The sequence below is a fragment of the Candidatus Pantoea bituminis genome, from assembly GCF_018842675.1.
In the GTDB taxonomy this organism is placed as follows: domain Bacteria; phylum Pseudomonadota; class Gammaproteobacteria; order Enterobacterales; family Enterobacteriaceae; genus Pantoea; species Pantoea phytostimulans.
Genome location: NZ_JAGTWO010000005.1, coordinates 112683 through 134605 on the forward strand (window position 1 = coordinate 112683; position 21923 = coordinate 134605).

A 21923-nucleotide genomic window follows, 5' to 3' on the forward strand; every position below is an offset into this window, starting at 1 on the left:
AAAGTTTGCAGTAAAAACGCCTCCGAAGAGGCGTTTTTACTACGGGATAAGCCAAGGCAAAAAAATCAGAAGCTGTAGCTCGCCGTTACCGAGACGTTACGCGGTTCGCCGTAAACCACATCACCATTGATATTGGTGTCGTATTTTTTGTCGAACAGGTTGTTAACGTTAGCTTGCAGCGCCAGCTGTTTGGTCAGCTGATAGCGGCTAAAGAGATCAACCAGCGCGTAGCTGCCCTGCTCAGAGTAGAAGGTGCCATTGCCGCTTGGGCCCGCGCTCTCTTTCCAGACGTGAGTTTGCCAGTTCACACCACCGCCAATGGTCAGATCCTGCAACATCGGCAGGCGATAACGGGTGAACAGTTTCAGCTGGGTGCGCGGCAGGTTTGGATTAACTGCTTCACCATCGCGATCTTCCGCAATGTAACGCGTGCCACCAAACGTCATCTGCCAGTTATCGGTTAGTGCGCCGTTGACTTCAAACTCCACGCCGCGGCTGACTGTGCCTTTTTTAGCTTCATATGCCGTGTCGGTTGATCCTTCAATGATGCGACCGGTGCTGACGCCGACATTATCCAGCTCGGTACGGAACACGGTGAATGACGTCGTCAGGCGACTATTAAACCAATCTGATTTCACACCCGCTTCATAGTTGTTACCCACAACCGGTGAAAGCGTCGCGCCACTGCTGTCACGGTTGGTTTGGGGTTTGAATACCGAGGTGTAACTCGCGTAAGTCGACCAGTTATCATTGATGTCATACACCAACCCACCATAAGGCGTGATGTTGTTTTTCTCTAAATCACCGGTCAGCGTGTTGTTGATCCAACGCGTGTAGCGGGCACCTAAAATCAGATGCAGCGGATCGGCCAGTGAAATGCGCGTTGCCATGTAAGCTGACTTCTGGCGCGTGGTGTCATCTTGCGCCAGCGAGCGCGGACCCCAATCCGTTTCAGGGAATTGACCGTTGTAGTTGTTGAAGTCACCCAACTCTTCCGGCGAAATATTGGCAAACGCACTGTAATAGGTATTTTGCTGCTTACTGTAGCTCACGCCTGCCATCAATTCGTGGGTGCGCCCAAACAGCTCATACGGGCCGCTGGCAAAGGTATCCACTGCATCCACTTTACGCTTGCCGGTGTTATAACCTGTCCCACCCACTACCGGATAACCGGCATATTCCGACTGTCCAATACCGGTGACTTTGTCGAAGTAGCCATCAATATAGAGCTGCTTACTGGCGAAATTGGTTTCGTTATGCGTACCGTTTAAGGTGAGTTGCCAGCCGTTATCAAACGCCTGCTGCAAATTGACAAAGACCTTTTTGGTCTCTTTGTTGTTGTAAGCCCAGTCCGGCGCGGTATTAAAGCCACGACGATAATCGGTTTTGCTGCCATCGGTGTAGTAACGTGGCAAGCCACCCCAGGTTGGGCTGTCGGCTTTATTTTCCTGATATTCATAACCCAACGACAAGGTCGTTGAGTCAGTCAGGTCTGCATCAACGATGGCAGATATAAATTTCTTTTCAGCACCGTAACGCTCAACGAAGCTGTTTTTATCTTCATAACCGGCAACGACGCGTCCGCGCACGTTACCTGATTCAGTCAGCGGAGTCTGAACATCGGCGACATAGCGCTGTTTATTCCAGCTGCCGTAGCTGGCGGAAAGGTCGCCCGTTGCCACTTTGCTGTTCGCATGTTTACGGATCATATTCACAGCTGCCGAAGGATTACCCGCGCCGACTAACAGGCCATTCGCACCACGGACGACTTCAATACGCTCATACAGCGCCGAGTCGGTTTGTGAATCGCCCAGGTTCCAGCGCTCTTCAAATACGCTGGGAATGCCGTCAATCATGTAGTTATCAATCAGGAAGCCGCGTGAATAGTAGGTTTTACGATCCATGTCAGCGGTGCTTTCCTGAATGCCAGTGGTGTTATTCAACACTTGCCCCAGCGATTGCAGCTGCTGATCCTGCATACGCTGCTGGGTAATAATACTGACCGACTGCGGAATATCACGCACGGTAGAGGTTAATTTTGTTCCTGCACGTGTCACGGGCACGCTGTAATCGGTATTAGGCGTATCGGCAACATCACCCGCAGAGGATGCACTCACCACCATGGTCTGATCATCAGTGGCGGCGGGCACAGTCGTTTCTGCTGCTTGCACATTGTTGGTGAAGGCGGTAGCGACAACAGCCGCCAGCAAGGAGAGACGCAGAGGTTTGTTGTGCGCAAGCGAAGGCATGTTCGTTGCAGATTCCCTGACGCGCTTAACATCAAAAGACATCGGTAATTCCTCATTTATATTTTTGATTTTTTGCCACTGTTCACAGCCTTGCAGCCTGGCGGACGAAACCGCTGCGTTTCGCCTTTTTTCTGGGGGTTATCCCAGAAAACCCACTCTGCGTACGTCTTCGCGCTGGCGTGATGTTGCCTTTAAAGCAAATGAGAAATATACGCATTGCTATTATCATTGCAAGAAATTGTTAGCAAATGATGCGAAATTTCTCGAACTTTTAACGTTCCCTAAAGGTGTTGATATCAAAGATATTTTGTGAAATATGGGAGGGCTTTTAAGTCAGAAGGCGCGGGAAATGTCTTGATTCGGTTAATGTTATTTCAAGATAGCAGCAGGATTTTACTGATTTTTGGCCTGAATCAAGAAGATCCAGGCTGTAAGGTGAAGGCAAGGAAAGGTTACTCAGCGCTTAACAGCGCAGCACCTTTACCATTTCCAGCGCTTTTCCGCTAACTCCACTAACAAACGTGCCGCTGGCGATAATTCGCTGAGGGAGCGAAATTGCCAGCCAAACGTGCGTGGCATCATGACTAACGGTAAAGGGATTTCGATTAACGCCTCTCCGGCGCTTTCGCCTTGCAACAAACGTCGCGAGATAAAACTGAGCAGTTCAGTTTGTGCCAACATGCGCCGAAGCGGAGAAAGCGTGTTGCTTTCTACCTGCACGCGAGGCGCCGCATAGCCGCCGCTGCGTAAGCGCTGTTCAAGCCATTGTCGGGTCGCCACCTGTGGCGCGGGCAACAGCCAGCGATAGTGACCAAGTTGCTCGGGCGTTGGATGAATATTAGCGAGCGGGTGTGATTGACTGGCGGCGACCACCACCGGATCTTCCACCAGCGGACGGGTGATGAATTCACTGTTACTTTCAGGCAGGAAACCGAGAATCAGGTCCAGCTTGTTTTCACGCAGCCGGTTTTGTAAAAAGTCATTCAGCCCTACCTGAATTTCCACCACGACGCTGGGCGCTTGCTGCAGCAGTTCGTGCGTCAACTCAGGCAACATGAATTCAGCAGCTGTCGCTGCTACGCCCAGGCGGATTACCCCCGCTGTTCCGGTGCCTAAAGCATGCAAATCTTTTTTGTCATCTGCATTAGCAGAACCACTTTTTGAGCGCGTTCACAAAGTAACAATCCGGCTTCCGTGAGCTGGATCCCGCGCCCTACTTTCAAAATCAGTTTGGTTGATGACGATTTTTCCAACCGCTGAATACATTTAGTTAACGCCGGTTGGGTGATACCAAGGGATTGCGCCGCTTTACCTAAATGCGCCGTTTCGCGAATCGCCAGCAAATAGGTGAGATCTTTAAGCTCCATTCATTCCCCAAAGGAATCGATTGATAATGATTGGAGAATATTATTTATTTTTCTCTCATGCCAGGCTTACCCCACGTTAACAAGGGAATAACAGAGTATTTAGCGGATATTTAATGAAGATTCGCGAGTCATCTCACAGAAATGAAAAGGGCGCGCCTCATTTTTAAGGAAAATAAGGGCGTTTATTGGCATAACGACGACCTGCTTTTTTAACTTAAAAGACCGGTGAATCTCAGTCTTAGCCATTTAATATTAATTACAAAACGTTATTAACTATTTCGGCGACTCTGATCGCGCTGATTAATTTCGATACATATGTGATTTGTTTAACGCAAATCGGCAATGTCTTACTCTACAGGATATCACCATGCTGCTGATAATCAGTCTGCTTATGATAGTCACGTTTATTGGCTTATTAATGAGCAAAAAACTCTCTGCTCTAACGGCGTTAATATTTATTCCTACGCTGTTTGCCCTGTTTCTCGGACACAATACCGACGTGGGGGATATGGTGATTAAAGGTTTACGCACCGTCGCACCAACCGGCGTAATGTTAATCTTTGCCATGATCTATTTTATGAGCGTCACCGATGCCGGCATGTTTGATCCGGTAATTAAACGTATTGTTTCTGCTGTGGATGGCGACCCAGTAAAGATATTTTGTGGAACGGTTTTATTAGGCTTTATAGTTGCGCTGGATGGTGATGGGGCCACGGTGTATATGATTGTGCTCTCCGCTTTCCTACCCATTTATAAACGTATGGGTATTTCAACCCTTAAAGCGGCTTGTCTGTTATTACAATGTACCGGATTGGGCAATATGTTTCCTTGGGGCGGGCCGACCGCGCGCGCAGCAACAGCGATACATGCTGAGATAGGAACGCTTTTTGTCCCGATGTTGATTCCCTTAATTGCCTGTGTGATTTGGACCTTTGTTCTTGCCTGGATTTTGGGACGTCACGAACGCAAACGTATCGGCTGGCAAGCCACTACAGCCGCCGTCGAACACAAGCTAGAGTTTGAAATCACGCCTTGCCCAGCCTGGCGATTTTGGGCCAACTGGTTGCTCACGATTGCCTTGCTGGTGGTGTTGGTGTTGGGCGTGGTGCCCATGGCTTATCTGTTTATGTTAGCGACAGCCATTATGTTCATGATCAACTATCCATCCATCGGCCAGCAACAAGCGCAATTAACCCGACATGCTTCCGCTATTCTTTCGGTCGCGAGCCTGATTTTTGCAGCGGCGGTATTTACGGGGATTTTCTCGGGAACCGGTATGGCAAATACGCTGGCAGAAGCCATTGTGCGGGTAATCCCCGATGCATTAGGCCCTTATTTGGCGGTGATTACCGCGCTGTTGAGTATTCCAGTAACCTGGATGGTTTCTAATGATGTCTTTTATTTCGGCATGTTACCGGTACTGGTTAAGGCCGCAGGGCATTATGGCATCACGCCTTTAGAAATGGCCCGAGCGGCGCTGGTTGGACAGCCGGTACATATTTTGAGCCCGCTGGTCGCCTCGACTTATTTATTAGTCGGCATGCTTAAACTCGATTATGCACAAACACAGCGATATACCCTGCGTTGGTCATTCATTACCTGCATGGTGTTATTTTCTGTGAGTATCTTGGCGGGCTGCTTTCCCTTCTATCAAAACGCCTAAAATGAACACCTGCCTGTGAGGCGATATTTTAAACGATATCGCTGCGGGCACTTTTTTTAAGTCTTGTCTTTTTATGCGGAATGTTTAAAACGCCCCATTCTCAAAACAACGTAAATAGCGCATTTTCCTCTCGCTAAGATATTTCCTTCTGAATCTATTTTTCGTAAACTGCATTGCTTTATAAATATTCGTTTCATCTTTAAGGATTAATCAATGAGTGATGCGCTAAAGGCGTTGAATAACCTACGTACATTACGTGTTCAAGCCCGTGAAGTTGACATTGACACGTTAAATGAAATGCTTGAAAAGCTTTCTGTCGTGGTCGCTGAGCGTCGTGAAGAAGAAGAAGCTGCGTTAGCCTCTGAGCGTGAAAAAGCAGACAAGTTGGCGAAATATAAAGAAATGCTGTTAAACGACGGCATCGATATTTCTGATTTAACCAAGTTGGCATCTGTTGAAACTAAAAGTAAAGCCAAGCGTGCACCACGCCCGGCTAAATACCAATACACCGATGAAAACGGTGAGACTAAGTCCTGGACCGGTCAGGGCCGCACGCCTTCTCCAATCAAAAAAGCATTGGAAGCAGGCGGTTCATTGAACGACTTCCTGCTTTAATCATCATCGCGGCGCTTATTCCAGGCGCCGCGCTGCTTTACTGTATCGCGCTGGTCGTAAACAATACGTTGCGTAGCCAACGATAACCGGCATCACGATGCGTACGCTCATGCCATGCCACGCTTTTAGTAAAACCCGCAAGCGTCAGCGGCGGATTCATGATCTTTAACCCCTGCATATTCACCGCCAACCGGCGCGGCACCACCGCGATAAGATCGCTGACACGCAATATTTCCGGTAATACCAAAAACTACTCACCGATAATGTCACGCGTCGTTTATAGCCTAACGTTGCCAACGCATCATCTGTGACACCGTGAAAATGCCCCCCTGATAAGAGACCAAGGCGTGATCGAGTGAACAAAAGGTTTCTAGCGAAAGACGCTCTTCTGTCGCCGCAGGATGATCTACACGTATCAGGCAAACGTACTCTTCATCAAATAGCGCCCGGCTATGTAATTCAGCAGGCGTGGAATCAGGGGTCAGCAAGGCGACATCCACTTCACCGCGCTCCATTTGTAACTTCACTTGATCGTAAACCACCGGCACGACAGATACACGTATGCCTGGTGCCTGCTGTCGAAGCGCAGCCATAAACGGAACAACCACAGCGCGTAACGCATAATCGGTCGCAGCAAGGGTAAATGTCATTTCAGCACGGGAAGGATCAAAGGCTTTTGGCTGAAGCAGCACGTTAACTTCAGACAATATCTGCTTGATGGGCGCGGCCAGTTCTAACGCACGAACGGTGGGTACGATACCGCGCTGAGTGCGCGTAAATAAAGGATCGTCAAAGCAGTCACGCAGCCGCGTTAACATGCCGCTCACCGCAGGTTGGGTCAGCGCCAGACGATCGGCTGCACGCGTCACGCTGCGTTCATCTAGCAAGGCGTCCAGCGCCTTGAGTAAATTCAAGTCCAGCGTTCTGATATCAGTCGTCATGATGAAATTCGCGCTTATGAACAGAAACTCTGATTTCAGCACGCGGCACCGGTTACTGACAACCTTGAATCAATACCCGCGCTGCACATTCACAACGCGGGCCAAGGCGTTACGCCACCGGTAAACCGAGGTTTTCACGCAAAGTAGGATAAGCGTAATCTTCTGGGAATAAGCCCCGGCGGCGCAATTCAGGTATTACCAGCTCAACAAACAAGTCGAGCTGTTCCGGCATAATGGCAGGCATGATGTTGAATCCATCCGCGCCACCCTGCTCCAGCCATAGCTGAAAATCGTCTGCAATATCTTCTGCCGTACCCACAATCACGCGATGACCGCGTGATCCCGCGGCGATGGCTGCCAGTTCACGAAGAGTAAGGTTCTCACGCTTTGCCATCTCGGTCAGTAATTTCACCCGGCTTTGATTACCTTCACCCAGCGGAACTTCAGGCACTGGCCCATCCAGCGGATAGGTTGACAAATCCAGCCCAAAACGCAGCGAAAGCTGCTTCAAACCGTTATCGATATCGACCAGCGTGTTGAGCTCTTTCCACAGCGCTTTGGCGTCTTCACGCGTGCGCCCAACAATCGGCATTACGCCAGGCATAATCACCACATGTGCAGGATCACGACCGGCCGCTTCAACCTGCGCTTTCTGTGACTGATAAAACTGCTGAGCCTCTTCCAGGCTTGCCGCGGCGGTGAACACCACTTCGGCCGTTTCAGCCGCCAGTTTTTGACCATCCGTTGAAGAACCTGCTTCGATAATCACCGGGCGTCCTTGTGGTGATCGGGTAATATTCAGGGGCCTTGAATCTGGAAATGCTCACCTTGATGGTTCACTGACTTAATCTTCTCATCCACAAAGTAGCGGCCGCTGGCTTTATCAGGTTGCACCGCGCCCTCTTCCCAGCCTTGCCAAAGTTTATTCGCGACGTCTAAAAATTCGCGTGCGCGTCCATAACGTTCGGCGTGATCTGGCATATCTTCACGACTGAAATTGCGTGCTACGTCGGCTGAAAACGAGGTCACAACGTTCCATGCAGCACGTCCACGGCTGATATGGTCAAGTGACGAAAATGCGCGAGCCAACGTGAACGGATCGCTGAACGTCGTTGATGCGGTGGCTGCCAGGCCAATACGCTTAGTGTGCGTCGCCAATGCCGAAAGCAGCGTGAGCGGCTCAAGCCGCGCCATGGTTGAGGGTAAGCGATACATGCTTGTTGCAAGGGCATCACCGACAAAAAACAGATCAAACCGACCCGCTTCCGCTTTCTTTGCCAGCGTAATCAGCCAGTCGATATCCGTAGGCGCTCCTAACTGTTCGGTCAAGCGCCAGCCACTGACGTGATGGCCCACCGGCTGGACAAAAAGCCCGAGGCGCAAACGCGTATTACTGTTTTGGTTACTCATACTTTTCCCTTGAATGATGTAAGACCGCGTAGCCGCGATAAAAAAATGTGCAATTAAGAAAGGGTGTCGGTGGCGAGCAGTGCTTGTTCTAACGCTTCCGGCGACACGGTAAAGGGTAAACGCGCAGCGCTGGCAGCAGGAAAGCGAATCGCCTGTGCAAGTTGACGTATGACTTGCTGACGATTCTGATGGAACGCCGGCAGCCTTAACGGCGTGCTAAAACATGTTAATAACGCCACCAAATCAGCGTCTGGCTGACCTTCTGCGTGTTCCATAATCGACTGCACCAGCAAACTAAAACCCACCTTTTCTCCGTGCAGCCAGTGATGCAGTTCTGGTAGATGGGTTAATTGATTATGTATGGCGTGAGCGAATCCCGGCGTCGGTAAATCATCGCGCATGCTGTTAGCCAAGCCAGCCAACACAATATTGGCGTCAATGACTTTTTCCAGCGCGGGCGTAACCTGTTTTTGCTGATTGGCTTCAATCGCTTGTTGGCCCCATTGGCGATAAGCCTCAACCGCCCGTTGCGCAGCCATGACTTTGAGATCCAGCGCCAGGCTTTCTGGATTGTGACGTTGATAAGGACGGAATTCATACCACTTCGCCAGCGCATCAACGATGCCCGCTTTTAAATAACGCACATCGCTTTGGGCGATGACTTCGCTGTCAACCAAGACCAGCACTGGCATTTTGCGTAACGGCTGGCTGCGTAAATGACCGCCTTGCTCATTATAAATGATGGCGATTGGTGACCAGGCTGCACACGTTGCCGCGACAGTCGCAAAGTTGATGACCACCACATTGTCTAACGCATCTCCGGCTGCCTTTGCACAATCCAATACACGACCGCCACCCACAGCAAAAATAACCGTGGCGTCCTGCTCAATAACATTATTCTTAAAGCGATTAATCGCCGCATCGGTACATTCACCGTTTAAATATTCCAGCTGCCATTTAATATCAGCATTGTTTAACGCCTGCGTTAATTCTGAATTAACCACATGCCAGGCTGTTTCAGACGTCAAGATACGAATGTTTTTTCCGTAAGGAGCAAGATATTCCCCTGCTTTTTTCGAATGCCGGACTGTTGGATATAAGCTTGCGGGGATTTGATCGCTAACACGTAAACGTCCTGAGTGAATTTTTATGTTTTAAATAACTAACATAAACAATAGGATAAATGACACTTAGCTAAATTTCATCGATGGCTTCATATTACGTAAAATATGCAGTTACGCAATCTGAAACCGACAAATCGCTTTTCACATTTAAGCATTACTATATTCACTTTTCACATATAGCCCGCGAAACGTTTACTGTTAATCTGACCAACAAATAAAAAGTACAACTGTTTAAAATTTAAATCGGGATTGATTATGCCACTTGCTTTTCGCCAGGTTAAAGAAGATGAAGTCGATGAATATTTATCTCTCATGCTCGCGGCTTATGCTGCAGTCAAAGCGTTAGGCATTCATTTCGATGCAGCCACTGCCGATCGCGATAAAGCGTTACGCCATCTGCAAAGTCATGGCGTTTACGCGCTTTATAAAGACGAGGTAATGGTTTCATCCGTGACGGTGCGTTACCCGTGGGGTCCGCTGCCGGGGCCTTTTGGTTTACCGCATATCGGCTGGTTTGGTGCAGATCCCGATTACGCCGGGCAGGGATTTGGTCAGCAAATTCTGCAGCACCTCGAGCAGGATATTCTTATTGGTCAGCTTCGCGCGCCTGCCGTTTCTCTGGGCACGGCCACCTGCCATCCCTGGTTAAAAGAGATGTACCTAAAGCGCGGTTTTATGCCGATGCACACCACCAATCTCGGTAAAGGCCACATCACGCTTTATATGAAAAAAGTGCTTAATAGCGCATTACACGAGACATGGCTTTCGCGTCAAAGTCATCAAATACAGGACGTCGCTAAATGAGCACACTCGATGAACAGGCGTTAATTGCATTTCGCCATGAATTGCACCGTTACCCAGAGCTCTCCAACGAGGAATTTGAAACCACTGCGCGCTTGCGGGCGCAGTTGGAGCACCATGAAATCCGAATTCTCAATTTACCTTTAGCCACGGGTTTAGTGGCAGAGATTGGTTCGGGCGAAGGCCCGCTCGTGGTGCTGCGTTCTGATATCGATGCTTTGCCAATTGAAGAACAGTCTGATGTGTCATTCCGTTCTGAACGCCCCGGCGTGATGCACGCTTGTGGTCATGATTTTCACAGCTGCGCCGCGTTGGGTGCCGCTATCTTACTAAAACAGCAGGAAGCGCAGTTAGCCGGGCGGGTGCGTATTTTATTCCAGGCAGCAGAAGAAACCGGACAGGGCGCACCCGTTTTGTTGGCGACCGGCGCATTACACGATGCCGCCGTGATCTTTGGCATTCACAACGATCCGACTTTGCCGCCAGGCGTCATCGGCAGCAAGGCTGGCCCGCTGACCGCCGCAGTTGATCGTTTCAAGGTGACGGTTCGCGGTATCGGCAGTCACGCCGCGCGTCCCCATGAAAGCATCGATCCCATTGTCATCGCCGGGCAACTTGTTACGGCCCTGCAAACGCTGATCAGCCGCAATGCGCCATCAAATGACAATGCGGTGGTGTCAGTTACGCAAATTCACAGCGGCACCACCTGGAATGTGATCCCGGATAGCGCCTGGCTCGAAGGTACGGTGCGTTCCTTTTCAGCCGAAACACGTGAATTACTTTCTCAACGTTTTCATCAGATCATTAATGGCATTGCTGCTGCGTTTAATGCTCAGGTTGAGATTGACTGGCAAGCGGGGCCACCGTCGGTGGTCAATGATGCAAACTGGGTTGAGTTTGCGCTGGAACAGGCAAGCCAAAGCGGCTTCGAGGCACGTGTAGTGGAAGCCAGCCCCATTGGTGAAGACTTTGCTTTCTATCAACAGGCGCTGCCTGGCGCTTTTATGATGATTGGCACCGGCGAACCCTACGCGCTGCATCATCCCGCTTTTCGTGTAAATGATGATGTTTTAGCGCCAACCGCTCGTTATCTGTCTGAACTTGCTGTGAAAGCGTTGGTAAAAGCTTCATGAATTTAACCGCTGATTTAGCCCATTTAGTTGTCCATTCTCAGCCTGATGAGCAGGCACATCAGGCTGCTAAACGAGGCGTGAAAGATTTTATCGCTGTCACCTGGCCGGTGTTACAACGTCACGTAATTGACAGCGGTTTGCCTACGCTACGCACTCTTTATGATGTGAAAGAGCCGCGATCGCGCGCGCTGTTGCTGGGATACGCCGGACATGCCCTGGATTTTGATGATTTTCATGCAGATTTCCGTGGGCATCCTAGCACCGTTATTCTGCCTGCACTCATGGCATGGATATACCAGGCTGAAAGTGTGGATCTGAACCGTTTTCTAGATGCTTACATTTTGGGTGTTGAAGTGGCAGGCCGTCTCGGTTTGGCCGTTACGCAACAGCATTACACATTGGGTTATCACAATACCGCGTCGCTTGGCACGCTGGCCGCTGCTGCTGCCCTGGCGCGATTAACAGAAGCCACCGAAGCCCAAACCGCGGTGCTTCTGGGTATCGCGGCAACGCAGGCCAGCGGCTTACGAGCACAATTTGGATCGGCAGTTAAACCTTTACACGCAGGCTTAGCCGCTGAACGAGCCGTGAGTGCCACGCAACTGGCGCTGGCCGAATTCCACGGGCAAGCCAGTACGGTGCTGGAAGCCTTTATAGCCAGTAGCAGCCAGGGTCAGCATCAACCTGAACGCCTGATTACTCACTGGGGAAATCCCTGGCGGATCAGCTCGCCAGGGCTTGAATATAAACCTTTTGCCACCTGTAGCGGCACGCACAGCGCAGCCGAGGCCGCACGTGCAATACGCGAACAAGGACTTGCCAACGGTGAATCGCTGGAGAGTTTTCTGCGTAAAATTGAACGGATTGACGTGGCCTTTCCTCCGGGCGGCGATATCGCTGCATCCGTGCGCGTGCCCAAAAATGGTATCGAGGCGCGTTTTAGTCTCGAATACGTTATTGCTGCCATGCTGATTTATAACGAGCTGCGCATGACTGACTTTGCCGAGGGTGACGTGAATGCTGACGTGCTCGCATTGGCTGCAAAGGTGCATCGCTGTCCTGACGAAACCGCCCCGCCGGATGCCTTAAACCCCGGGCTGAGATTTCATGACGTTGCTGTTCAACAGAGTGATGGAAAGACGTTACGTTGCCGACAAACACGTCAACAATCTTTGGCTACGCCGGTTGACGTTGAGGGTAAATTGCAGCGAGCACTGGAAGCGGGATCACCTGAACAATGTGAAGCCATACTGAAAGCCTGTGAACTGCGCAATAACGCTGATTTAACCCAATTAACCGCTGCCGTTTTTAACGCATTACATTGAAATCAAAAAATGAAAACAAGAGGCTCGGGCGTGATACAGCGCCTGAGCCTCTCTTATTTGTTTGTTGAAACTCAAGGCTAAGTCTCAAACGTGCCGGTAAGCCTCAAACGTCTTTCAAATCGTCGCTTCAGGTGGAAGAAAAGCGCGAACGTCAGGTGCGTCGCCCAAAAATTTCCTCACCTCTATCACCGTGATCTGGCCGGTACACCCCTGCGCCAGCGAAGATGTGCCAATATCGTTGGTCAAGACATTCGGGTTGCCGTGACGACACAAAGGCCGGGCTGCATGCACATCTACCGGGTCATACCAGGCGCCGGTCGGAAGCTGAATAACGCCAGGCATAACATCTGTGGTCACGCGAGCGCTGGCCAGTACGTGTCCGCGTAGATTAAACAGCTCAATAACATCACCCTGTTTAATGCCGCGCCGACTGGCATCTATCGGGTTGAGGCTGCACACCTCACGTCCATTTTGTTTACCGCTTTGACTGTAGGCTCCAAAATCGAGTTGGCTGTGCAGTCGCGTTGCGGGTTGATTGGCAATCAGCCAAAGCGGATATTCTGCATTCGGTTTTTCACGCGGCTCACGCCAAACCGGATGTCCAGGACAGCTCTCGTAACCGAAACTGGCAATGGTCGCCGAGTAGATTTCGATTTTTCCGCTTGCCGTAGGTAGCGGCTTCGCATCGGGATCGGCGCGAAAAGCGTTGATCATGCGTCCGGCATCGTTCAACTGCGGCAGCGTTAAGAAACCTTGTTGCCAAAAGTCATCAAAATCGGGGTGCTGACGCGGTGCGCCGCTAATTTTTCCTGCATTTGACCATAGAGATGACGTAACCAACCTTGTGTATCGCGCCCTTCGGTAAACGCCTGCTCGCCACCTAAACGTTTAGCCAGCTCGGTGAAGATCACATAATCATCTTTTGCCTGGGCATAAGGCGCGGCAACCGGTTGCATAGCAATTAAATGGCGATCGGTTGGGGCGCCGCCAATATCTTCTCGCTCCAGCGTCATGGTCGCTGGCAACACAATGTCCGCGTGACGAGCAGTGGCGGTCCAGGCAATTTCGTGCACGATCAACGTATCAAGCTGACAGAATCCACGTCGTAAACGCGCTAAATCCTGATGATGATGAAAAGGATTGCCGCCTGCCCAATAGGCCAGTTTGATGTCGGGATAGGTTAAACGGCGTCCGTTATAATCAAACTTTTCACCTGGATGCAGCAACATATCAACGATGCGCGCCACAGGAATAAAGCGATCAATACCATTTTTACCCTGCGGCAACGCCGGGAAACTCACCAGATTATGTTGTTTACCGTAATGACCCAGCGCGCCAAGTGCATAGGTATAGCCGCCGCCCGGTAAGCCCGGTTGACCCAATGCTGCCGCTAACACTAATCCAAGCCACACCGGCTGTTCACCGAATTCTGCGCGTTGAAGCGCATGGGCCACCGTGACAAGCACGCGTCGACCCTGTAACGAGCGGGCAATATCCCTAATATGATCTGCTGACAGACCACAAATCTGCGCTGCCCACTGCGCATCGCGTTTCACGCCATCCTCTTCACCGAGGATATACGCTTTCATTGTCTCCCAACCGACACAGTAACGCGCCAGAAAGGCTTCATCGGTTAACTGATGTTCAATCAACACGGCAAGCAAACCGAGGATAAAGGCCGCATCGGTGCCGGGATTCAGCGCTATCCATTCACCCTGCGCTTCAGCCGGGAGATCGCTTTTTAACGGACTAACCGAAACAAAGCGTGCGCCGCGTGCGGAAGCTTGCTGCATGTAGCCGCGTTCGGTGTGTTCGCTGACGCCACCGCTGGCAACCTGTGAATTTTTTAATGCTAAGCCACCGAATGCCAGGACGATGTCGCTGTGCTCGGCAATCTCTTGCCAGCTGACCCCACGCCGGGCAATTTCATTCATGTCGCCCACAATGTGCGGCAACAACACCGATGCGGAACCCGAGCTGTAGCTGTTAACCGAACGAACATAGCCGCCAAGGGTGGTGTTCAGAAAGCGATGAACCTGACTTTGGGCATGGTGAAAGCGGCCAGCGCTGGACCAGCCATACGATCCACCGAAAACCCCTTCCGGCCCATAACTGTTTTTAACGCGAGTGAGCTCAGCGGCGATCAGGGAATAAGCGTGATCCCAACTCACCGCCACAAACTCATCATCGCCACGGCGTGAATCTGCGCCGGGTCCCTTCTCCAGCCAGCCGCGACGGATCATCGGTTGCGTCACGCGCGCCGGATGATCGAGAACGTGCGTAAAGTTGTTTAGTAGCGGGCTGGGATCGGGATCGCCGCTGAAGGGTTCAATCATTAACGAATTGCCGTTAGGGCGTGCGCGAAAAGCACCCCAGTGCGAACTGTGCATGCTGGACATGATATTCCCAGTTAAAACGGTGCCTAAAGCACCGTTGAAATGAAATTACGTACGCGACCATTTTCAGGATCATCCAGCACCTGCTGGGTTGGGCCGGCAGCCACTATCGCCCCCGCCTCCATGAACACGATGTTATCGGCCACTTCACGCGCAAAGCCGATTTCATGTGTAACAATCACCATAGTGATGCCAGAGTGTGCCAGTTGCTGAATGACCTGGAGTACTTCCCCACCAGCTCTGGATCTAACGCGGAAGTGGGTTCATCAAACAGCATTACGCCGGGATCCATCGCTAAGGCGCGGGCAATCGCTACGCGCTGCTGCTGTCCGCCCGACAGATTTTGCGGCCATTCATCTTCGCGTCCCGCCAGTCCCACCTGTTGCAGCAATTTTCTGCCTTTCTCGGTTGCTTGCTGACGGCTCTGTTTTTTCACGCGCATGGGCGCATCAATAATGTTCTGCAACACGGTACGGTGCGGGAAAAGGTTGAACTGCTGAAACACCATGCCAATCTGACTGCGTTGACGCGCTACGTCACGGCTATTAAGTTCGTGCAGCGCCTGGCCCTTCTGCTTATATCCCACCATTTCGCCACCAATACGGATGGTGCCGCCATCGAGCTTTTCGAGATGATTAATGCAGCGCAACAGGGTTGATTTGCCTGAGCCGGATGGGCCGAGGATCACCGTGACCGAACCCGCCGGAATATCAAGGTTTACCGCATCCAAAATCGTGTTACCGGAAAAGCGCTTAGTGACTTTACGTAACGTAATTGCTTCAGCCATTGCTGACACTCCTTGCGGCTTTAGGCAGCGTGAAACCGGTAATAATGCTCAACCAACCACGCTTTTCACGGCGCGTGACGCCACGCGAGAAGTAGCGTTCAACATAATATTGTCCGATCGACAACACCGAGGTCATCAGCAGATACCATAAGGTGGCGACTAACAGCAGCGGGATCACTTCATAAGTACGCTGGTAAATAATCTGCGCAGAGAACAGAACGTCTTGAAGTGAGATAACTGAAACCACGGCGGTTGTTTTAAGCTGACCGATAATTTCGTTACCCGCAGGCGGCAGAATGGCGCGCATCGCCTGCGGTAAAACGGTATGCCGAAAAATTTGTGCTGGTCGATAACCCAATGCACGGGCCGCTTCAAGCTGACCATTTCCTACGCTTTGGATACCGGCTCGCACAATTTCAGCCGCATAAGCAGATTGATGCATGACTAAGGCGATCACTGCTGCACTGAACGGACTCACTAACGCGTTAGACTGCGCACTCCAGAGCTCACCGACTCCCGGCAAAGAGAGCGCTATCGTGGGGTAAAGTGCCGCGATGTTGTACCACAGAAACAGTTGCACCAGCATCGGCACACCGCGGAAGAACCAGGTGTAAGCCCAGCTCACCGCAACCAACACCGGATTGGATGAGAGTCGCATCAACGCCAGCACGGTTCCGAAAGCAAAACCGAGCACGATTGATATGGCGGTGAGCTGCAGCGTCATCAAAACGCCCTGCAGAATTGACGCTTCAGTAAAACTCTCTGCGATAATGCCCCACTCAAAGCGTGGGTTGTTCATCATCGAATGCGCCATTGCCACTACGCAGAACAGCACCACCAAGGCGCTGAACCAACGACCGTAATAGCGTTTACTTACGATGCGTAAATCATCAGTGTGTTCGGAGTGTGAACTCATTTGAAAATCTCTTCGTTACGTTTGGCTTCCGTTACTGCACCGAAACCAATGCCCCAATGATCGAGAATTTTTTGGTAGTTGCCATCTTTGATCAGAGAATTCAGCGCGGCCTGAACAGCAGGTTCAAGCGGAGAATCTTTCGGAAAAGCAACGGAGACAGGCGCGTCATCAACATGGATTTCACCGCTTAACGCCAAAGGTTTGATCAGCTTGGTCTGCCAGCTCAGGCCCTCATAAGGACCAAAAAACATCGGTACGCGACCACTTACAACAGCCTGAACGCCAGCAGGGCGATCGGGAAATACCGCCACTTTAATCGGCTGCTTCCCAGCGGCCTCACAGGCTTTGCTGGCTTGTTCCAGCCGCATGATTTGCGTTGTTCCCGCGCCTGCACCGACCTCTTTACCGCATACGGCATCAAAGGCGGTAAAAGGGGCAATGTTGGCAGACTTCAAAGAAATAATGCCGAGGCGACTGGCGTTATAGTAGCCAACAAAATCGACCTGTTTCAGGCGGGTTTGCGTGGCATTGATGTTAGATAAGGCAACATCGTAGCGACCGGTTTTTAAACCCGGAATGATATTGTCGAAACCGCCGGTATCGCGCCATTGCACTTTGATACCCAGACGTTCACCCACCGCATTCATAATGTCGATTTCACGGCCTGCCAGGGTTTTATTGTCTTCCTTAAAGAAGGTGGTTGGCGGCGTATTAGGGTTGGTTCCAGCGACGATATATCCGCGCTGAGTAATATCTGGCGGCAGCAGGCTCTTTAGTTTGGCATCGGCATCGACATGCAGCGAACTGTCAGTGGGAACAGAAACATCGGCAGCGTTAGCGAAGTGAGTGGTCATTACGAGCGCTAATAAGGTCATTCCTTTAGTTAATTTCACTGGAACCTTTCTCCTGATAAGAATCATCAAATATTCTCCAAAATGGGAGAATTAACATCATCAAAGTAAACCGTTTATAACGTTACACCGCCGCCAATTCATTGGCTGTCGCTGACGCAGATCATTGTCTGTGAATATATGCATCTATAACAAATGCGAAAAACATCTAAGCTTTTGCTAAAAATGACTTTAGGAAGAGTGTTTAGGAATAAAGCTATGCCAGGGGTTATTACCCTATACTTTTAAACGAGAAAATCGTGTTTATAGTTATTAATTAAATCAAACAGTAAAGCCAGGCAAAGCGGCCTAAAAAATCAATACATACAATAAGTTTGATGAGATTCGACATAAAACAGCCGATCAATCCAACCGCCAGACATCAGATTAATCGCGATGCATCAACCCTTTATAGATCTAAAGAATTAAAGCAATATCGTTATCGGTATTCCGTTAAGTTATTAGATATAACATTTAAAATCTATTTTAAGTCACCCACTTCATTCTTAACGATTATTTATTACTCACTGGTTATTTTAATTATATTCATGATGACATGTACATGAGTGACATATCACTCAAGACTAGCTTTTCACCTTCGAATCGATGCCGCAATACATAATAACTTTCACAGGACGTGATTTGCAGTAAAGCATCTGAATAGTTATTTAGCGCCTCACGCATTTGGTCCAAATAGTTATGTGTATCATAAACGCGGTCAATTCCTTCCAGTGCATGGTTCATGATTTTTCGAGCGACATCGTTTGGCGTATCTAATGCAGATAACTTCGAACGTGCGGTTCGACGCAGGTCTCGCGGTGAAAATGGCTCAAGTCCTAATCCGCGCGGGGCCCGAATCATCCGCCGCAATGCCTGGTTAAGTGCGCCTTTCGATAGCGGTTGCTGCGCATCACGCGGCGCGGGAACTAGCCAGGGCGATCGCGAATCCGATGATTTTATTAACTCTTCGATACACAGACGCATCAGCGGTGAAATCGGCAAAATGTGTTCACGCTGCGACTTGTTACGCGTGCCCTGCTTCCACAAACCCAATTGCAGATCAAACTCAGATTTCTGGGCCTGAATAATTTCATCTGGACGCCGCGCACTCGCCAGGCACAAACGCAGCGCCCAGCGCGCTTGTTCAGAAAGCGCCCAGTTATCAAGCCCATGCCAAAAAACCCAGATTTCGGCGTCAGATAATTGTCGGGTTCGAGGCGGCGTAGCGCGTCCGGCCACGTCGCGTTTTTTCATGGAAGCGATTGGCGAATGATCGAGATAGCCCTGAATTTCCGCCCAGGCTAAAAACTGTTTAGTTAAGGCAAAAACGCGCCGCGCTTCTTCTTTTTTACCGTCAGCGATCAGGATGTTGTAAAGGCGATTCAATCGTAACCGGGTAATGCTTTTCAGCGGAAGTGAGCCGATCTGCGGCAGCACATGTTTGAGTAAAGAGGAGATAGCGATCTCGGGTCGACGTCGAGTAACCAGTAACGAAAGTTTTACCCACACTTTCATCACCTGCTCTACCGTGCCTTCATCACCAAAATTATCGAGTTGGCCAAGTGAAGAGGTTTTGATGTCGGCCAGCCAAACCAAAACATGACGACCAACGTGTGATGAAGACAGTGTCATTCGCAAACTTCCCTTTCCAACGCGCAGCTACACAAGTGTTAAACAACGCATTTTACTGCCCAATTGCGTGTGACTCCAGACTTAATAGGTCTGGAGTCATAAAGACGCGTTTTAACGTATTTTGCTAACCTTATCGACCTGATTACCGGCTCAAAATTAGATTGGAGCAGCGTTTTTTTGCTGTTTATTTAACCAATTGTGGAGGAATGTAAAGGTGTTACGCCGATATATACAATGATAACTATTATCATTATCATACGCATTTACTTACAAACGTTAACGTATCAGGGAGATTGATTAAGTGAATGTAACTACGCATGTCCAGAAGCGTCCCATCGCGCTTTTGCTGGCTGGACTGTTGAGCACTTCTGCTTACGGCGCTAATGAAGAAGAAACGGATAAATTGGCTGACGGTGAAACCATGTTAGTCACCGCCGAACAGGAATTAAAACAACAACCTGGCGTCTCAACCATTACGGCGCAGGATATTGAAAAAAGCCCGCCTGTAAATGACCTTTCCGACATCATTCGCAAAATGCCTGGCGTCAATCTTACCGGTAATACGGCTAACGGCAGTCGCGGCAATAACCGCCAAATTGATATTCGCGGGATGGGACCAGAAAATACCTTGATCCTGATCGATGGTGTTCCCGCCTCCTCGCGCAACTCTGTACGTTATAGCTGGCGCGGCGAACGTGATTCCCGCGGCGACACTAACTGGGTGCCGCCAGAAATGGTGGAACGTATTGAAGTCATTCGCGGTCCTGCTGCTGCACGTTACGGTTCTGGCGCAGCGGGCGGCGTCGTTAACATTATTACCAAACGGCCCACTAATGACTGGCATGGATCGTTATCGCTTTACACTAATCAACCGGAAGATGACAAAGAAGGTGCAACGAAACGCGCCAACTTTAATTTGAGCGGCCCGCTGGCAGGCGACGCATTAACGATGCGCTTGTACGGCAACATCAATAAAACCGATGCTGATGCTTTCGACATCAACACTGCAGAAAATGGTTCTGCCGCAGCTGGGCGCGAAGGTGTGCGTAACAAAGATATTAACTCGGTACTTTCGTGGAAACTGACGCCAGAGCAAATTCTGGATTTTAGTTATGGCTATAGCCGACAAGGCAATATCTACGCTGGCGATACGCAATACAGTAACGGTGGCGGCAATGCGCTGATTGAATCTCTGCAAGGTGATGAAACCAATCGCCTTTACCGCCAAAGTTATGGCATCGCGCATAATGGTATTTGGGATTGGGGACAGTCGAAACTGACTTTCAACTACGAAAAAACCAACAATACGCGTTTGCAGGAAGGAACCACCGGCAGCAGTGAAGGCCGCATTAACAGCAATACTTACACCACCAGCCGATTTGAAAGTTACCGCGCTGGCAGCGAAGTCAGTTTCCCGCTGGAATTATTGCGGGATCAAACGGTTACTCTCGGTGCTGAATGGAATCGCGATGAGCTTAACGATCCGGCATCCATGCAGGCAACCAACGCATCCGGTGTTGTGATTGGTGACGTAAGCGGCGATGCTTCAGCCCGAAACAGTAAAAACACCGCAACCATCAGTTCACTCTATTTTGAAGACAACATTGCTGCGACTGACAGTACAGAAGTGATCCCGGCTTGCGCTTTGATTATCATGATAATTTTGGTGCTAACTGGAGCCCAAGCCTGAATATTTCACAGGGCTTAGGCGATCACTTCACGTTGAAGGCCGGTATTGCTCGCGCATTTAAAGCACCTAACCTTTATCAATCCACAGAGGGTTATCTCCTTTCAACGCGCGGCAATGGTTGTCCAATCGGTATCGCCACCGGCAGTTGTTATTTATTGGGTAACGAAGATCTGGATCCTGAAGTTAGCGTAAACAAAGAGTTGGGGATTGAGTTCATCAATGAAGGTTACGTCGCTGGCATTACCTGGTTCCGTAATGATTACAAAAACAAAATTGTCGCCGGTACCGATATCATTGGCTATGCCTCGAATGGTAATAACATTCTGCAGTGGAGCAACGGCGGCAAAGCTGTGGTTGAAGGACTGGAAGGTAACATGACGATCCCGGTCATTCGTGACACGTTGGAATGGCGTACTAACGCAACGTACATGATTCAGTCAAAAGACAAGGATACGGGAAATCCGCTTTCGATCATTCCCGAGTACACCATCAACACCATGTTGGACTGGCAGGTTACGCAAGATTTTTCCAGTAACCTGAACTGGACAATGTATGGTCGTCAAAAGCCGCGTGAATATGCAGAATCACGTACCGAAGCAGGCTCATTATCGACCAAAGAAGTGGGTGCCTATTCTGTTTTCGGTCTGAACTTCAACTACGATCTGACCAAAAATTTGCGGGCTAATGCCGGCATCAGCAACCTGCTGGATAAGCGTATTTATCGCGAAGCGGAAGGTGCTTCAACCTATAATGAGCCCGGTCGCGCCTATTATGCTGGCTTAACAATGTCATTCTGATAGCAGGCTATTCTCAAAAAAGCGCTTCTTTATGAGGCGCTTTTTTTATTTAAAAACAATCTCATAAGAGGAGTTATGTTTTTAGCATCGGTTTTATCAGGATGATTCGTGGAGTTTGGCGTGGGTCGGTTCTGATTTAGGTTGTGAACATAATGATTCTAGAGAGCACGCCCTCCTTTAGTGACAA

12 protein-coding genes and 6 pseudogenes are annotated in these 21923 nt (G+C 50.0%); 7 read left to right on the forward strand and 11 right to left on the reverse strand.

Annotated features, from left to right (window positions below; all coding sequences use genetic code 11):
* Positions 1 to 65 precede the first annotated feature (65 nt).
* Entirely contained in the window at positions 66 to 2249 is a 2184-nt protein-coding gene (fhuE, locus tag KQP84_RS23030; protein WP_243079438.1) for a ferric-rhodotorulic acid/ferric-coprogen receptor FhuE, read from the reverse strand.
* On the opposite strand from fhuE, the gene KQP84_RS23035 reads away from it, so the two are divergent.
* Positions 2248 to 2562 carry a hypothetical protein gene (locus KQP84_RS23035; protein WP_215848726.1) on the forward strand — a complete coding sequence of 105 codons (315 nt, stop codon included), beginning with the start codon at positions 2248 to 2250 and terminating at the stop codon, positions 2560 to 2562. The genes fhuE and KQP84_RS23035 overlap by 2 nt on opposite strands.
* Positions 2563 to 2729: 167 nt before the next feature.
* Here KQP84_RS23035 and KQP84_RS23040 read toward each other — a convergent pair whose 3' ends face one another.
* Complete coding sequence (locus tag KQP84_RS23040) at positions 2730 to 3374, reverse strand: LysR substrate-binding domain-containing protein (RefSeq protein ID WP_252515515.1); 645 nt, start codon at positions 3372 to 3374, stop codon at positions 2730 to 2732.
* Entirely contained in the window at positions 3362 to 3616 is a 255-nt protein-coding gene (locus KQP84_RS25635) for a LysR family transcriptional regulator (protein ID WP_252515516.1), read from the reverse strand. The genes KQP84_RS23040 and KQP84_RS25635 overlap by 13 nt, the downstream gene beginning before the upstream one ends.
* Positions 3617 to 3983: 367 nt before the next feature.
* Between KQP84_RS25635 and KQP84_RS23045 the strand changes: the two genes are divergently transcribed.
* Positions 3984 to 5279, forward strand: a complete 1296-nt coding sequence (locus KQP84_RS23045) for a CitMHS family transporter (protein ID WP_215848449.1) — start codon at positions 3984 to 3986, stop codon at positions 5277 to 5279.
* Positions 5280 to 5492: 213 nt separating this feature from the next.
* Positions 5493 to 5894, forward strand: a complete 402-nt coding sequence (locus KQP84_RS23050) for an H-NS family histone-like protein (RefSeq protein WP_215848450.1) — start codon at positions 5493 to 5495, stop codon at positions 5892 to 5894.
* A gap of 37 nt (positions 5895 to 5931) precedes the next feature.
* Here the strand turns inward: KQP84_RS23050 and KQP84_RS23055 are convergent.
* The 3 pseudogenes from KQP84_RS23055 to KQP84_RS23065 form a co-directional block, all read right to left on the reverse strand.
* Positions 5932 to 6835: pseudogene (locus KQP84_RS23055) on the reverse strand (LysR family transcriptional regulator).
* Between the two features lie 109 nt (positions 6836 to 6944).
* Positions 6945 to 8245, reverse strand: a pseudogene (locus KQP84_RS23060) (LLM class flavin-dependent oxidoreductase).
* Positions 8246 to 8298: 53 nt separating this feature from the next.
* Positions 8299 to 9371 (reverse strand): annotated as a pseudogene (locus tag KQP84_RS23065) (iron-containing alcohol dehydrogenase family protein).
* Between the two features lie 253 nt (positions 9372 to 9624).
* Here KQP84_RS23065 and KQP84_RS23070 point away from each other — a divergent pair.
* From KQP84_RS23070 to KQP84_RS23080, 3 genes are read left to right on the forward strand one after another with little or no spacing between them, the layout of a single operon-like run.
* Positions 9625 to 10173 (forward strand): GNAT family N-acetyltransferase, encoded by a 549-nt coding sequence (locus KQP84_RS23070; protein ID WP_215848451.1) that lies wholly within the window; start codon positions 9625 to 9627, stop codon positions 10171 to 10173.
* Positions 10170 to 11303, forward strand: a complete 1134-nt coding sequence (locus tag KQP84_RS23075) for an amidohydrolase (RefSeq protein WP_215848452.1) — start codon at positions 10170 to 10172, stop codon at positions 11301 to 11303. The genes KQP84_RS23070 and KQP84_RS23075 overlap by 4 nt, the downstream gene beginning before the upstream one ends.
* Positions 11300 to 12628: an MmgE/PrpD family protein gene (locus KQP84_RS23080; protein WP_215848453.1), complete on the forward strand. Its 1329-nt coding sequence runs from the start codon at positions 11300 to 11302 to the stop codon at positions 12626 to 12628. The genes KQP84_RS23075 and KQP84_RS23080 overlap by 4 nt, the downstream gene beginning before the upstream one ends.
* A 114-nt stretch (positions 12629 to 12742) precedes the next feature.
* Here the strand turns inward: KQP84_RS23080 and KQP84_RS23085 are convergent.
* From KQP84_RS23085 to KQP84_RS23105, 5 genes and pseudogenes are all read right to left on the reverse strand, one after another.
* Positions 12743 to 15027: pseudogene (locus KQP84_RS23085) on the reverse strand (molybdopterin-dependent oxidoreductase).
* Between the two features lie 23 nt (positions 15028 to 15050).
* Positions 15051 to 15811 (reverse strand): annotated as a pseudogene (locus tag KQP84_RS23090) (amino acid ABC transporter ATP-binding protein).
* Positions 15804 to 16727 (reverse strand): amino acid ABC transporter permease, encoded by a 924-nt coding sequence (locus KQP84_RS23095; RefSeq protein WP_215848454.1) that lies wholly within the window; start codon positions 16725 to 16727, stop codon positions 15804 to 15806. Before KQP84_RS23095 ends, KQP84_RS23090 begins: the two are co-directional and overlap by 8 nt.
* Entirely contained in the window at positions 16724 to 17620 is an 897-nt protein-coding gene (locus KQP84_RS23100) for an ABC transporter substrate-binding protein (RefSeq protein WP_309140187.1), read from the reverse strand. Before KQP84_RS23100 ends, KQP84_RS23095 begins: the two co-directional genes overlap by 4 nt.
* Positions 17621 to 18163: 543 nt before the next feature.
* Entirely contained in the window at positions 18164 to 19249 is a 1086-nt protein-coding gene (locus tag KQP84_RS23105; protein ID WP_215848455.1) for a tyrosine-type recombinase/integrase, read from the reverse strand.
* A 301-nt stretch (positions 19250 to 19550) separates the two neighbouring features.
* On the opposite strand from KQP84_RS23105, the pseudogene KQP84_RS23110 reads away from it, so the two are divergent.
* Positions 19551 to 21736, forward strand: a pseudogene (locus tag KQP84_RS23110) (TonB-dependent siderophore receptor).
* The last annotated feature ends 187 nt before the right edge of the window (positions 21737 to 21923 follow it).

Excerpts from the sequence above, each read along its gene's own strand:
- fhuE (WP_243079438.1), bottom strand. The coding sequence starts at position 2,249 with ATGCCTTCGCTTGCGCACAACAAACCTCTGCGTCTCTCCTTGCTGGCG.
- KQP84_RS23045 (WP_215848449.1), top strand. The coding sequence starts at position 3,984 with ATGCTGCTGATAATCAGTCTGCTTATGATAGTCACGTTTATTGGCTTA.
- KQP84_RS23080 (WP_215848453.1), top strand. The coding sequence starts at position 11,300 with ATGAATTTAACCGCTGATTTAGCCCATTTAGTTGTCCATTCTCAGCCT.
- KQP84_RS23070 (WP_215848451.1), top strand. The coding sequence starts at position 9,625 with ATGCCACTTGCTTTTCGCCAGGTTAAAGAAGATGAAGTCGATGAATAT.
- KQP84_RS23035 (WP_215848726.1), top strand. The coding sequence starts at position 2,248 with ATGTTCGTTGCAGATTCCCTGACGCGCTTAACATCAAAAGACATCGGT.
- KQP84_RS23105 (WP_215848455.1), bottom strand. The coding sequence starts at position 19,249 with ATGACACTGTCTTCATCACACGTTGGTCGTCATGTTTTGGTTTGGCTG.
- KQP84_RS25635 (WP_252515516.1), bottom strand. The coding sequence starts at position 3,616 with ATGGAGCTTAAAGATCTCACCTATTTGCTGGCGATTCGCGAAACGGCG.
- KQP84_RS23050 (WP_215848450.1), top strand. The coding sequence starts at position 5,493 with ATGAGTGATGCGCTAAAGGCGTTGAATAACCTACGTACATTACGTGTT.
- KQP84_RS23075 (WP_215848452.1), top strand. The coding sequence starts at position 10,170 with ATGAGCACACTCGATGAACAGGCGTTAATTGCATTTCGCCATGAATTG.
- KQP84_RS23095 (WP_215848454.1), bottom strand. The coding sequence starts at position 16,727 with ATGAGTTCACACTCCGAACACACTGATGATTTACGCATCGTAAGTAAA.